The organism is Kineothrix sp. MB12-C1 (assembly GCF_030863805.1).
Taxonomy (GTDB): Bacteria; Bacillota; Clostridia; order Lachnospirales; family Lachnospiraceae; genus Kineothrix.
Genome location: NZ_CP132957.1, coordinates 2,265,745 through 2,280,166 on the forward strand (window position 1 = coordinate 2,265,745; position 14,422 = coordinate 2,280,166).

Genomic DNA, 14,422 nt, shown 5'->3' on the forward strand with positions numbered 1-14,422 from the left:
GGGGAGTTCATCATGAAAAGATATGGACAAATACTGGTTATCTGCATGTCCGCCTGTTTGTTCGCAGGATGTGGAAAGGTTTCTGCGGGGAAGCTGGAACAGGCACAGGGTGTCTATGAGGAATTGGTAAGTAAACACAATGCGGTGATTGAAGTATATGCTAACATGGAGGATGATTCTTTTCGTGAAGAGTTGGATAGCATGGCGAATGAGCTTAACGAGACGGGTAAGCGGGATATCCAGAATATGTCGGAAGAGGAAATCGATAATACGATTAAGGAATTGGAGGAGAATATAGTAGTATATGACGATATTCTATCATCCATGGAACAGTTGACAGACCAAAAGGCAGCCGATAATACCTTTAGCGTATCGGTAATGATAAAGAATAACACGGGTGTAGAGCTGGAAGAAATTTATCTATATAAAGCCTTACAGAATGAGAAAGGTAAGAACCTGGCTGAGGATATAGAGAATATGGATGGATATGAAGTTTTAAGCATTCTAAACCTCTGTATGGCAAAGGAAGAAACGGATTGGCGTCTGGAGGCAATAGATAAGGGCGGTAATATAATCGAATCCGCGGATGTAAGTTTTGCCGGATATGAGAATGAAGATGTTACAATTAATATGGAATATAGCTTTGATGACATGGACGGATGGATTGAATTGGAATAATATACAAGATATAACTCGGTTATATGAGACAAATAATACAAAAATGGGAGAAAAGTGCAAAAAGGGTGGTAAAATCTTTTTTTAAGGGTAGAATAGAAGTAAGGAACCTTAAACCATTTTTTAGTTGAGAAAAGAAGGGATGATATGTTCGGGAAAGGAGAATTTGTTGTATATGGAAATACAGGGGTATGTGAGATAGCAGATATTACCACTCTTGATATGGCAGGTGTATCGGGAAGCAGATTGTATTATATTTTAGTTCCGCGTTATCAGAAGGAAAGCAAGATATTTACACCGGTAGATAGTAATAAGGCGGTGATGCGTGCAATTCTTACGAGAGAAGAGGCTAATGAGCTGATTAATGATATTCCGGATATTGAGGAATTGTGGGTAAGCGATGATAAACAGCGAGAAGAAAAATATAAGAAGACAATCCGTAGCGGAGAATGCAGGGATTGGATTAAGGTCATCAAGACTCTTTATGTACGAAAACAAGAGCGAATCGCACAAGGTAAGAAAACAACGGTGATGGATGAGAAATACTTAAGGATAGCAGAAGACAATTTATATTCTGAGTTGTCGGTCTCGCTCGCGATGTCCAGGGATGAGATGTATGAATATATTGCCGGACGTATATTTAAGGCGGATGAGACAGAAGAAATAGACGAATAGAAAGGAAGATATACCTTGTCCGCAAGCGACCATGGTATGTTTTTTGCACACTCGCTTTGCTCGGCGCAGTATAATATTGTTAAAATATTATACTTTGTCCGCAAGCGGCCACAGTATGCTTTTTGCACACTCGCTCTGCTCGGCGCAGTATAATATAGTTTATTTATATGGTCAAATGCCAAAATATAAAATCAGGGATATTCCACAGTTAAAATCTGTGAATATCCCTGATTTTTGTAGTTAGTGACGAAACATATGGACTTTTTTCCATTGACATATGTAAATTATCATGATATATTAACAATATACAATATTTTGTACATAAAACGGGGAATTGGTAAGGTATGGGAATGGATAGAGTTTTATATCAGAAGACAGGCGTGACAATTAGTATGTTAGCGCTTAATCTGATGTCTAAAAATGCGGGAGACAGGATTCCTCCAATATCGGTATATCAAGAAGAGTTTGGAGTTTCCAGAGGAACGATTCAGAATGCCTTTAATTATTTAAAAGAGATAGAGGCGATTCAGTTAAAGCATCAGGGACATCTTGGGACTTATATCGAAGGTATCGATTATACCAAACTTCAGGAAAACTGTATGCATCGTGAGATGTTAGGCATTATGCCGCTTCCCTATTCTATTACATATGAAGGATTTGCCACCGCGATTTATGAAGAATTGAAGCAGTTGAATTTTAATATGGCCTATGCAAGAGGTGCAGTAGGCCGAATCAGGTTGGTCGAAACAGGAGCCTATCATTTTGCCATATGCTCACAGTATGCGGCGGAATATGCTATAAAAAATAACAGTGATATTGAGATATTATTTAATTTTGGATCGGGAAGTTTCCTTTCACAGCATGTATTGCTTTTAAGGGACAAAGAGCAAGATGGAATATGTGATGGAATGAGGGTTGCTTATGATAGTGATTCGTTGGACCAAAGTAAGATAACGAAGAACATTACAAATGGCAAAAAGGTAAAGCTAGTAGAAATCCGTACACAGAATACCGTTACTGCACTTTTGGATGGTATTATAGATGCCGGCGTTTGGAACTACGAAGATGTGGTGGCTAATAATAGAGATAATTTTAAGGTAATATTTCTCGATAATTCGGATTATAATAATTTGTTTTCTACTGCTGTTCTGGTAGTAAGGAGAAATGAAGATTATTTAAAAGAACTTTTGAAAAAACATATTAAACCGGAGAGGGTTCTGCATATATTGAAAGGGGTACGGGATGGCAAACTCGCACCGAATTATTAATAGCAACTTTTTTACCGTTGCTGAGAGTAACGATAGGTGCTTTGCACCAATATACAAAATAATGTATATTGAAGTTATGGGGGTTAATGAGCATAATTTGTATAAAATTAGTTATAGGTATACTAACTAAAATAAAGTATAAATTAATATACAAAATAATGTATTTTATAGGCTATGAGAAAGGGATGGTTATTAAAATGGGAGCAGTGAGAGAAGATGCGTATGAAAGAATTCGGATACTACATGAGGCGGGGCTTGTAAGTAAGAAGGTAGCAGAGTTTTGCCATGATACGATCAATATGGTGTTGGAGGAACGTCCGGATGCGGACGAAGAGAAATTCGCAATGTTCGTCACGCATTTAGCAATGAGAACACAAAGAGTAATTGATAAAAAAGAAGAAAATCCTTTACAGCCGGAGGTGATAGAAGCCTTAAAGGAAGAGAGCAGCTATGAGAAAAGTTGTTTATTTGCAGAAAGGATATTAGGAACTATCGATGTAAAATTTCCACAAACGGAAAGGGATTATCTGATAGTCCATCTATGTAATCTATTCTCGTAAGAGAATGAAAATAAGGAGGTAAAAATGAAAATAGCAATTGGCGGTATGTTGAAAAACGAGATGCAGCAGGCGATTTTAAAAGCTGATCCGGAGGCCGAAGCAGTCATTACGACTGATATGGGGGCGGTGCCTATGCTGAAAAGCGGTCAGGTGGATTATTACTTTGGCGCGTGTGAAAGCGGGGGTGGGGCAGCCATATCCATTTTAATCGGTATGATCGGATATTCAAAATGTTGCACGGTATGTAGGAATGGAGGGAAGCCCGATAAAAATGAGATTGAAAGATACGTCAGTGAAGGAAAAACATGCTTTGGGATGACGGTTTCTAATATTGATGGAACGGTACCTGTGTTGATGGAAGTATTAAAGGCACATGAGCAAGGATAATGAAGGAATAAAAAGGTAACTGAACCGTTACTTGAACTGTTATATAGAAAGTGAGGAAGAGAGATGGAATTAAATGTAATCAATGTAATTATGGTCATGCTGCTTTGTGCAATGACAGCTTTTTTATCCCATATGGGTATGGCGGTATTTCATGACGGAATCAGACCGGTCATTCCGGAGTATATTGAGGGCCGTATGAAAAGGACCCAGATGGCATCCATAGCATTTGGATTGAGTGTAGGCTTTATCGCATCTGTAGGTATCGGAAATGCGCTTGTAACCAACCTATTGAATCCGTGGCTGCTATTTCTTGCCACAGATATTATCGGTATCGCAGCGCCTAAGAAATGGCTGGCACCGATATTGGGAGCAGGTTGGGGATTCTTGAGTATGACAGCAATCGGCGGAATTAATACGGTTCTTACCGGTATGCCGGTGGATCTTATCGGGGCGATGGGCAATGTAGGAAATTATATTGTTACCGGATTTGCTATTTTCCCTATTATTGCTATCATTATGCAGTTTGGCATGGCAAAAGGAGTTATTACGGCTGTTGTTGTATTGGTTTTCCGCTTTGCCGGACCCAGATTCACAACAATTAGCGGCGATTCATGGACAATGATGGTAGGTGTTATTGCGTTGGTTGCCCTTTGCATTATAAAGGACGCAAGCGATAAGAAGAAAGAAGAGGCAGATACGATGAACATCTTCTCCGAGCGTGTAGCGCGCATCAAGAAGAACCTTCCTTTCTTAATGGTGGCTGGTGCGCTTATTGCGGCAGCATGTAACTTACATGTGTTCGCAGGCTCCGACGTATCCATGTTTGACCTTTCGAGAGCGTATGCTATGGGCGATGCTGCAGAGGCACAGTCTCTTATTAAGGTAGTAGCTACGAATGAATTTATGAGAGGATTAAGCTTTATTCCTCTTATTGCAACAACAGCTGTTACAACAGGCGTATATGGTGTGGCAGGATTTACTTTTGTATATGTGGCGGGATATCTTTGCCCTAATCCTGTGATAGCGGCCATTGTAGGTGCGGTTATTATTTTGGTAGAAGTTTTCTTGTTAGGATTCATTGGCAAATTCCTGGGCAATTTCCCTTCTATGAGAGATGCTTCCGATAATATCAGAAGTGCCATGAATACTTGTGTTGAGTTCGCTCTTTTGATTGGTTCTATTTCAGCGTGCGGAGTAATGGGAGAAGCAACTTCAGCAGGTGCCGCGGGCGGTTTTATCATTGGAGGTATTATATACTTAGTCAATGAAATGACAGGCAGAAAAATTATGCGTATGGCTATTGGTCCGGTAGCTGCTATTGTAACGGGTATTATACTTAACCTTACATACTTGATTGGTTTAACACCTTTAGTATAATGCGATGTGATTTCAATCATAGTGTTACTGTAACTGTGAGGGGACTGAATAGTTAGGTATTGCTTAGAATTCGGGCGGGCCGGAAAGTTGCTTCCGGCTCGCCGGGGAAGCAGAGGAATAGTATATGATTTGTACGGTAAATGGCTTGTTTGATAAGGAAGAGTTAGGAATTACCATGTGCCATGAGCATCTGGCATTAGACTTGTCTCTTGTCAGAGGAGATGATGACTCTACGTTTCACGACAGAAATCTGATTGTGGAAGAATTGAATAAAATGAAAGCCTATGGTGTAAAGACTGTGGTAGAAGTAACTTGCGGCGATATGGGTAGAGATGTAAGAGCACTTAGAGAAATAAGCGATGTGTGTGATATTCATATTATAGCGGCGACAGGATGCTATTTAGAAGCATACCATAATGAATTTATCCGTTATGCCAAAGCGGAGGATATCTGCGATATTTTCGAAAAAGAGGCAGTAGAAGGAATCGGAGAAACGGGAATAAAAGCAGGTATTATAGGAGAAGTAGCCTCTGGTATGGGAGAGATGGCTCCCAGTGAAGAAAGGGTTCTGATCGCAGCAGCCATGGCGTCTGTCCGTACGGGGCTCGCTGTTACTACGCATTGCCAGATGGGGAGCCTTGCTCTGGAGCAGTCCAAGATACTTCAAGAAAATGGAATGAATCCGGATAAAATAATTCTAGGTCATCTGGATCTGGCAAATAACAGAGATTATTATGTGAAGGTATTAAGTACAGGTGTCAATATAGGTTTTGACACCATAGGAAAGAGCGCCTATTTATCGGATGAAATAAGAGCGGATAACCTTCTGTGGCTGCTTGAGAAAGGCTATGAGGATCATATCGTTTTATCTCAAGATATATCCAGAAAGTCGTATCTGTCAGCATATGGGAACTATTCCGGTTATATGACGGTAATGAAAGATTTTGTCCCCTTATTGAAGAAGAAGGGAATTAAGGAAGAAGATTTGGAGAAGCTATTAATCCGCAATCCGGCGAGAATATTAGATATTTAATTCTAATTTGTACTATTAAGGGAAAGGAGATTCAGTGCTGACCTATCCATTAAAAAATATTTCTATTGCAGAGGCAACACAACTGCAATTTAAGATTGTTGACAAAATAACGAGGGAGTTTCACGGGAGTGAATTTCTAACGAGAGGTGACTTGGGAGTTACAAGGAGATGGAATAAACCCTCCACAACGAAAAAGGTAGAACAGGTAATCGCATCTATCTTCGATGCAGAAGCCTGCCTGTTAGTAAGAGGGGCGGGGAGCGGAGCAATTCGCTTCGGCTTGCATGCCATGTTAAAGCCCTGCGATAAGGTATTGGTACATAACGCTCCGGTCTATACGACAACTGCAATTTCCTTGGAAATGTTAAATATCACTACGATAGAGGCTGATTATAATGATTCCTCATCCATCAAAGAAACAATAGAAGAGAATCCCGATATTCAAGGGGCTATTATCCAGTATACGAGACAGAAACTGGATGACAGCTATGATATGAGTGAGTGTGTGAAAGCAATAAAAGGCATAGGAAATATTCCTATTTTAACGGATGATAACTATGCAGTTATGAAAGTAAAAAATATCGGGGTACAATGCGGAGCTGACTTATCCTGTTTTTCTTCCTTTAAGATATTGGGACCGGAAGGAATCGGAGTAATTGTCGGTAGTAAAAGGTATATTGATAAGTTGGAACAGGAGAGTTATTCAGGCGGGATGCAGGTGCAAGGATATGAAGCACTTGATGTGCTGCGCGGATTTGTATATGCACCGGTAGCGCTGGCTTTACAGTCGCAGGTGAATGAAGAATGTGTGAAGCGTTTATGTGACGGAGAAATAAAAGGTATTAAAGATGCTTTTCTGGCAAATGCCCAATCCAAGGTTCTGTTGGTAGAGTTTGAGGAAGAAATCGCAGATAAGGTATTGGAAGAAGCTGAAACGCTGGGGGCAGCACCTTATCCGGTAGGGGCTGAATCCAAATATGAGCTAATCCCTATGTTTTACAGAGTATCGGGTACGGTACGAAAAGCTGCTCCCGATATAGAGCATAGAATGATTCGTATCAATGCGATGAGAGCCGGCGCAGATACTGTTATGAGAATCTTAAAAGAAGCCGTAGAGAGAGTGAGAGAGCAATGTTCATACATCAATTGATAGATAAAAATGAGAATTTAATAAAAGCGGCCTTTGCCTTACACCAGGATGGCCGAGTACTGCCGGATTCCTATTTGATCGATGTGGATATGTTCTTGAAAAATGCGGAAAAAATACTGCACAAGGCAAAGGAATATAAGATAAAGCTATATTTTATGTTAAAGCAGTTGGGAAGAAACCCGTATCTGGCAAAAGAGTTAGTTCGACTTGGCTATGAAGGAGCGGTGGTAGTGGATTTCAAAGAAGCACAGCTTATGATGCAGCACCAAATTCCTATTGGAAATGTGGGACACCTCGTACAGATACCGGAAACGATGATACCTAAGACCATTGCGTACCGGCCGGAGGTAATTACTGTTTATTCTTACAATAAGGTTAAAAGTATAGATAAGGCAGCCGGGGATGCAGGCATTACACAAGGAATCCTCCTCCGTGTTTATGGGGATAAAGATGCTATTTATTCCGGCCAGACAGCAGGCATCTCATTGAATGAGGTGAAAGATTTTGCTTTGCGCGTGAAAGCGGAATGCAAGAACATACAGATTAAAGGGGTAACCTCTTTTCCTTGCTTTCTCTATGATGATGAAAAGAGGGATATAGTACCTACTAATAATTTGGATACAGTAAAGGAAGCAGTAGAGATGCTTAAGGAACTGGGGATAACGCCGGATATTATAAATACGCCCTCAGCTACTTGTGTATATACATTGGATAAAATAGCGGCATATGGCGGCAACTGCGGAGAACCCGGGCACGGTTTGACAGGAACAACACCTTTACATGCGGCCCGCGATATGGAGGAAATTCCAAGTGTAGTATATGTTTCGGAGATTTCTCACAATTTCAAGGGTGAGGCATATTGCTATGGAGGCGGCCACTATAGGCGTTCTCATGCCTCTAATACATTAGTAGGAAAAAATATGGAATCGGCCGAAAGGCTCTCTGTTATCGTGCCTAACGAGGATAGTATTGACTATCATTTTGCGATTTCCAAGGAATGTACCATAGGAGATACGGTGCTGATGGCATTCCGATTCCAGATTTTTGTTACAAGAAGCGACGTGGTACTTGTGAAAGGGATATCGACAGGAAAACCGGAAGTCGTGGGTATTTATGATAGTCTCGGAAATAAGAAAGAGTGATGGAGTTGGATAGAGACAAGAAAGATAAAAAAGGAAGATTTATTGTTATCGTTTTGGATGGATTTGGGATAGGGTCTATGAATGACACCGAAAAGGTGCGTCCTGAGGACCGGGAATCCAATACATTAAGAAGTATTCTGAAGGATTTTCCGGACATGAAGCTGCCTAATATGGAAAAGCTGGGGTTGATGAATGCCTATGGGATGGAAAGTGAGCAGATGAAATATAGCGTTTCGGCAAACTTCGGAAAATCCGAGTTAATGCATTTCGGTGCGGATACCTTTATGGGACATCAGGAAATCATGGGTACCCTGCCGAAGAAGCCTGAAGCTCATCCTTTTCAGGAAAAGGTAGATATTGTTGCAGACCAGCTAAAAGCCCACGGACACAAGGTGGAGGTCCTGGAAAAAGAAGGTCTTAGGTATATTCTCTGCGATGATTATGTTACAGTAGGCGATAACCTGGAGGCAGATTTAGGAATGTGCTATAACGTTACGGCACCGCTTGATTATATTTCCTTTGAGAAAGAATGTGAGATTGCCTATCTGGTGAGAGAAGTAGTAACGGTAGGGCGTGTGGTAGTGTTCGGGGGTACGGGCAATACGATGGAAGATATATGGAATGCGCAGGAAACAAAGCAGGGGACATATATTGGAATTGCCTCTGCTAAGTCCAAATCTTACGAACAGGGTTACCAATGCAGACATTTGGGATATGGGGTAGACAAGAGGACCCAGGCACCTACTATATTGACAGATGCAGGAATTACGGTAACTTTGATAGGGAAGGTGGCGGATATCGTTGCCAATGATCAGGGAAGGAGTATATCCTGTGTGCCTACGGATCGTTGTATCGAGCTGACCATAGAGGCTATAACTGCTATGGAAGAAGGCTTTATATGTACGAATATACAGGAAACAGATCTGGCCGGACATTCCCAGTCCGCCGAAGTATATAAGAAGATATTGGAAAAGGCAGATGCAGGGATAGGGAAAATGATTTCGCTATTGAATGAAAGAGATATCCTTCTCATTATGGCAGATCATGGAAACGACCCTTCGATTGGGCACAGCAAACATACGAGAGAGTGTGTTCCGATTCTGCTTTATAAAGAGAACGTATATGGGAAACACATCGGAACGAGGAGTACCCTTTCCGATGTGGGTGCCAGCGTGTGTGAGTATTTTGGAGTAATACCGCCTCAAAACGGAAGGTCATTTTTAGATGATTATTTACATAGTTCGCATTATGTACATTAAAAGTGATATTATAATATCCCCCTTTATTATAATATAGAGTAAGCCTGAAATGAATATGGGAGTATCTGTCTTAGAGAAGATAGATACTCCGCATTCTATAAATATTTTAAAATTATCTAAAATTATAAAAAAGTATTGCAGATGAAAACGAAATATGATATTATGCTAAATGTCACATGGAATTAGTTATAGATTCCAACATAGTACATGCGGGTGTAGTTCAATGGTAGAACACTAGCCTTCCAAGCTAGATACGTGGGTTCGATTCCCATCACCCGCTTTTTTTGTGCGCTTTTTTAGAAAAATTAAAAAATATTAAGAACTTGCCCTGTGGCAAAGAAGGCGCATTTATGTTACGCTAGTGGCTGTTAGGTTGATAAAACAGGTAGTTGGGAAAATGTAAAAGGAGACAAAAGCGTAATGAAGAAAATGAAAAGATGGGCAGCTATGGTTTTATGTCTTTGCCTCTTATCGGGTATGGCAGTACAAGCGAGAGAGATTCCGGCAGGAGGAATAGATTATACATCGGTTTTTGATGCAGAATATTATTATAATACATATGCTGATGTACAAGCCGCGGTAGGTTACGATGCGGATAAATTATTAAGACATTTTATTGCATCGGGAATGAAAGAAGGCCGTGCGGGGAATGCAGCGTTTGATGTGCGGGCCTATATGCAGAATAATCTTGATTTGGTCTCTGCATTCGGTGTGAAGGACTTGAGTGCTTATTATTATCATTATATTCAGACCGGAGAAGCAGAGGGGCGAATCGCAACTGCTGTAACAAAGACTGACGGCCAGATCGCTTCTTTTTCTACGCAGTATAATACAGAAGAGGACAGAGCAGTTAATGTAGAGATAGCTTCCTCCAGAATTGACGGCATGATCATTGAGCCTCAGGGAACATTTTCCTTCAGCAATTCTGTTATGTCCAGAACGGTGGAAAATGGATATAAACTTGCACCTTCTTTTGCAGGAGGACGAGTAGTTACGAGCGTGGGAGGCGGAATATGCCAAGTATCCTCCACTCTCTATGTGACGATGCTGCTTTCCCTTATTCCTGCTACAGAGCGCTATGCTCATTCATTAGCGGTAGACTATGTACCGACAGGTCTTGATTCTGCTATTGTCGAGGGGGTTAAAGATTTGAGATTTAAGAATCCTTACGATTATCCTATTTGTATTCGTTCTACAGCAAAAGATGGGGATCTGACGATAAGTATAAGCAGAGCGACAGAGGGCTACAAAAGGCAGTAAAAATAGAAGTGATGGAATAATAGAAAAACAAAAATGATAATAAAAAGTAGTTGACAAATGAAGCAGTTATATGTAAAATGATTATTGTTGACGCGTTAAAGCACAACATAATCATTTACATTTGCGCGAGTGGCTCAGTTGGTGGAGCACGACCTTGCCAAGGTCGGGGTCGCGGGTTCGAGTCCCGTCTCGCGCTCTCTAGAAAATATAGTAAATTAGCGGTTTTCGAGGTTTTCGGAGGCCGCTATTTTTGTTGAAAATTGTTTTTTCTAAAGCTTTAGATTTTTTTATTTGCGCATGATTTTTAAATTAAAGAGATATAATAAAAATATATAATTTATGCCCTTGTAGGTTGCTAAAATGCACTTATAAGTTGGTAGATGTTAATGGATGTACTTATTATAATGATATTTGACAATTACAGTATTCTAATATTTTTATGGAGGTACATAATGAAAAAAATAATTCTAACATCAGCCGGCTTTGAAAACAAAAAAATTGAGCAAAAATTTCATGATATGGTTAATAAGCCATCAAATGAAATAAAGGCAATATGGATACCAACCGCTGCTATTGATGATGATGCAAAAGCTGTACTGCCAAAATGCATGGACGATTTACTAAATGCTGGTATATTAGCCACGAACATAAAGACCTATAATCTTGATCATGTAATGCAATATGAAGAAATGACTACTTTTGATGCAGTATATGTCTGTGGCGGTAATAGTAGATATCTTCTTGACAAAATATGTGAAGCAAATTTTGCGAGTTCGCTGAAGAAGTTCATCAACCATGGTGGAATATATATTGGTGTAAGTGCCGGAAGTTGCATATGTGTTAATGGATTAGAAGATAACCTTGGATTTTTGCCATGCACACTAAGTGTACATTGTTTGGAAGGTAGCATATTTGGGGAAATAGACATTAATCATAGTTCACACATAAATTTAACAGATAATCAAGCAATTATCATTGAAGATGAAGAATGTTATATTCTCGAATGATAGTATTTTATTAAAAAAACATAAGGTTGGAATAAAAATGAAACTATCCGAAAAAATACAAGTATTAAGAAAGGCATACGGATATTCACAAGAGTATTTGGCGGAAATTTGTAATGTTAGCAGACAATGTATATCAAAATGGGAAGCGGATATAGCATTACCAAATATTGATAAGTTATTGATACTGAGTAAAATTTTTCGGATTTCTATAGATGTTTTGCTAAAAGATGATTTGGTAATTGACGTTGCGCAAGAGATACATACATGTGGAAATAATGCTATTCTTAATGACAGAGCAGGTTTATATGAAGGAGTCCTTATTAAGGAAAGTATAGAAAATGATTTGGTACTTGATTACCTTACTATCAACAAAGTTGAAATATGGAAGACTCAAGGAGATCCAAAATACTGGACAGTTATATTTTTCACTTCGATAAACAGAGATTTTCCCAATTTGGTATCAAAAGTAATGATTTCTGATGAGACAAAAGGCGGAAATTGGTTTGTTGATTTTAAGGCGGGGAATATTAAATTTATTGTCTTCCGTAATAAAATTTTAAAATACACTATCGGGAATAGCATAGAAAAGCAAGATGTTTGCGAAGAATGTAAGAAGATGGGTATTCCCTATGAGCGAATGCAATGGGCTGAATAAAGACAAAAATTAGATGTGCCGGAAAGTCCCTTTCTATCAGTATTTTATCGAAGGGATAGAATTCGAGTCACGTCTCGCGCTCTGAGCTTGTAAAAGTTTTTCTGTAAATAGTAAATAAAGTTAATGAAGGTCTTCTATGATAAAATGTTAAATCATAGAGGACCTTTTATTATGGCAAGAGAAAAGAAACCCGTAACTCTCCAGATTTTTCGGAATTGGGCATCACACAATCAGCCCCCAAATTTAACTATGAGTCTGACGCAGATATGGGCCCATTTTTTCTGCTACTAAAGTACAAATAATTTCGTCACTTAAAAAATGTAGAAAATTGTGTTTTTTTATGCTAAACAAGGAAATAATCAAAAGACAATTTAGAGTTTTCGCTTATTGTTCTGACAGGCAATTAGAACTTCAATTAAATATTTTTTTGTGGTTTATTAATTCTATAGTTGTCCCTATTACAAACTCTTGTTTTGCTGAATATGAAGATAATTCTTTTCTATGAGACAGGGATACCGAGGCAGCGCCTATAAGTAAAAGCTTTCTGCGGTCAGGGATTAAAGGACCGGAGGTTTTCCAAAGTAACAGGCATCATATAAGATGCGGCCTTTTTCTGAATCCATAGCCGCCGGGGACATCTGTGTCGCCATAGCCGGAAGGGAACAATCGGCCCATTTTGGCACCCATTCAAAATATGCAGCTTCCGGTATTCCCATTTCTTTAAATGAGGTTTCCAGGGAGAGCTTCTTTCTCAAGAAAATCAGATGATTTATAAGAGCTTGTGATAGCTCTTTTTCATTGCCTGAGTATCCCAGACGCTTTGCCAAAACGGCATAATTGGGATGGGGGCCGCACAGTACCATGGTGTAAGGGAGCATAAGACCGCATACGCTACCGTGAGCCTTTCCGAAGGCGGGTCCCGGATGATCATAGGAATGCGCAAGTCCGGTGCAGGAATTGGTAATAGCAGTGCCGGCCATAGCGGATGCGATATGTATTTTCTCACGGGCCAAAGCCTGAGCCTCCCGATCTGTACAGCTACTCAGAGCTTCTTTTAGATACTCCATAATATCCAAAGCCGCCTCCAAAGCGATTGCCTGTGTCATGACGGAAGCATTTTTTGCTGTGCTCGCTTCGATGGCATGTGTCAGGGCGTCCATAGCGGTAGCGATACGGATAGAATCCGGAAGAGAATCCGTTAAGTCGGCGTCCAGCACGGCATAGTGGGGAATCAGATGATTGTCTAGCAGTAATTGCTTCACTTGCGTCACGCGATCTATGAAAACAGCTACGGAAGTTGACTCAGAGCCTGTCCCGCTTGTAGTTGGCACGGACACGTGCACCGCCTTTTTGCCAAGAGCGGGAAGTGTGAAGGGGATTAATGCATCTTCGAATGCCATGTCAGGGTTTTCGTAGAAAAGATGAATTGCTTTTGCTGTATCCAGTACGCTGCCGCCGCCAATGGCGAGAATCATATCCGGTTCAAAATTTCGCACCTCTTCCATGCAGGAAAAGATATCCTCTACATAGGGTTCGTTTCGAATCTGTGCCAGATAGCAGATCTCCGCGCCGGATTCTTTTGCGAGCTTTTCTATTGTATTCTTCAAAGAGGCGTTGTAGCTTTTGCCGCCTCGTATAATGCCTATTTTTGTTTTTCCGAGAGAGGAAAAAAAGGAAACGGAGCCTCTTCCGGTGATAAACTGGGGCATTGAAAGTATGGAATATGGGTGGGGCATGTTGATATCTCCTTTCGTAAAAAGGTGTTGTTAGTCAACGAATTGTGCAGTTGTAGATGCTAATATCATATAAATAAAGACATCTTAACAGATATTACAAATGTCGTCAATATGAGAAAATGTAATAAAATAAAATAAAATTATTGTGCATTAGGTACAAAAATAATATTTTTAAATAAATATAATTGACTATACTGTATATGAATGATATCCTGTGGACATGGGGAGTTACAAAAGT

General features: G+C 40.0%; 14 protein-coding genes and 2 tRNA genes. 15 read left to right on the top strand and 1 reads right to left on the bottom strand.

The annotated features are described in order from the left end of the window. The first annotated feature begins 12 nt into the window (after positions 1 to 12). From RBB56_RS10615 to RBB56_RS10685, 15 genes are all read left to right on the top strand, one after another. Positions 13 to 678: a hypothetical protein gene (locus RBB56_RS10615; protein ID WP_306718914.1), complete on the top strand. Its 666-nt coding sequence runs from the start codon at positions 13 to 15 to the stop codon at positions 676 to 678. A gap of 144 nt (positions 679 to 822) precedes the next feature. Further along, positions 823 to 1,350: a CarD family transcriptional regulator gene (locus RBB56_RS10620; protein WP_306718915.1), complete on the top strand. Its 528-nt coding sequence runs from the start codon at positions 823 to 825 to the stop codon at positions 1,348 to 1,350. A gap of 350 nt (positions 1,351 to 1,700) precedes the next feature. Beyond that, a complete protein-coding gene (yhfZ, locus tag RBB56_RS10625) occupies positions 1,701 to 2,618 on the top strand; it encodes a GntR family transcriptional regulator YhfZ (RefSeq protein ID WP_306718917.1) in 918 nt (305 codons plus the stop codon). A 185-nt stretch (positions 2,619 to 2,803) separates the two neighbouring features. Beyond that, positions 2,804 to 3,178, top strand: a complete 375-nt coding sequence (locus RBB56_RS10630) for a sugar transporter (RefSeq protein WP_306718919.1) — start codon at positions 2,804 to 2,806, stop codon at positions 3,176 to 3,178. Positions 3,179 to 3,202: 24 nt separating this feature from the next. After that, positions 3,203 to 3,565, top strand: coding sequence for a DUF2620 family protein (locus RBB56_RS10635; RefSeq protein WP_306718920.1), 363 nt, complete (start codon positions 3,203 to 3,205; stop codon positions 3,563 to 3,565). 63 nt (positions 3,566 to 3,628) lie between these two features. Beyond that, positions 3,629 to 4,942: a YhfT family protein gene (locus RBB56_RS10640; protein ID WP_306718922.1), complete on the top strand. Its 1,314-nt coding sequence runs from the start codon at positions 3,629 to 3,631 to the stop codon at positions 4,940 to 4,942. Between the two features lie 124 nt (positions 4,943 to 5,066). Continuing rightward, a complete protein-coding gene (locus RBB56_RS10645) occupies positions 5,067 to 5,975 on the top strand; it encodes a phosphotriesterase family protein (protein ID WP_306718924.1) in 909 nt (302 codons plus the stop codon). A gap of 34 nt (positions 5,976 to 6,009) precedes the next feature. Further along, a complete protein-coding gene (locus tag RBB56_RS10650; RefSeq protein WP_306718926.1) occupies positions 6,010 to 7,125 on the top strand; it encodes an aminotransferase class V-fold PLP-dependent enzyme in 1,116 nt (371 codons plus the stop codon). Then, positions 7,122 to 8,267 carry an alanine racemase gene (locus RBB56_RS10655; protein WP_306718928.1) on the top strand — a complete coding sequence of 382 codons (1,146 nt, stop codon included), beginning with the start codon at positions 7,122 to 7,124 and terminating at the stop codon, positions 8,265 to 8,267. Before RBB56_RS10650 ends, RBB56_RS10655 begins: the two co-directional genes overlap by 4 nt. Then, positions 8,267 to 9,526, top strand: a complete 1,260-nt coding sequence (locus RBB56_RS10660; protein ID WP_306718931.1) for a phosphopentomutase — start codon at positions 8,267 to 8,269, stop codon at positions 9,524 to 9,526. Before RBB56_RS10655 ends, RBB56_RS10660 begins: the two co-directional genes overlap by 1 nt. A 209-nt stretch (positions 9,527 to 9,735) precedes the next feature. Next, positions 9,736 to 9,806, top strand: a tRNA-Gly gene (locus RBB56_RS10665). Positions 9,807 to 9,946: 140 nt separating this feature from the next. Then, entirely contained in the window at positions 9,947 to 10,786 is an 840-nt protein-coding gene (locus RBB56_RS10670; RefSeq protein ID WP_306718933.1) for a VanW family protein, read from the top strand. 123 nt (positions 10,787 to 10,909) lie between these two features. After that, a tRNA-Gly gene (locus RBB56_RS10675) sits at positions 10,910 to 10,982 on the top strand. A 256-nt stretch (positions 10,983 to 11,238) separates the two neighbouring features. After that, positions 11,239 to 11,793 carry a Type 1 glutamine amidotransferase-like domain-containing protein gene (locus RBB56_RS10680; RefSeq protein WP_306718934.1) on the top strand — a complete coding sequence of 185 codons (555 nt, stop codon included), beginning with the start codon at positions 11,239 to 11,241 and terminating at the stop codon, positions 11,791 to 11,793. Continuing rightward, positions 11,768 to 12,448, top strand: coding sequence for a helix-turn-helix transcriptional regulator (locus RBB56_RS10685; RefSeq protein WP_306718936.1), 681 nt, complete (start codon positions 11,768 to 11,770; stop codon positions 12,446 to 12,448). Before RBB56_RS10680 ends, RBB56_RS10685 begins: the two co-directional genes overlap by 26 nt. 557 nt (positions 12,449 to 13,005) lie before the next feature. Here RBB56_RS10685 and RBB56_RS10690 read toward each other — a convergent pair. After that, on the bottom strand, positions 13,006 to 14,184 hold the full coding sequence (locus RBB56_RS10690) for an iron-containing alcohol dehydrogenase (RefSeq protein ID WP_306718938.1): 1,179 nt from the start codon (positions 14,182 to 14,184) through the stop codon (positions 13,006 to 13,008). Positions 14,185 to 14,422: the final 238 nt, after the last annotated feature.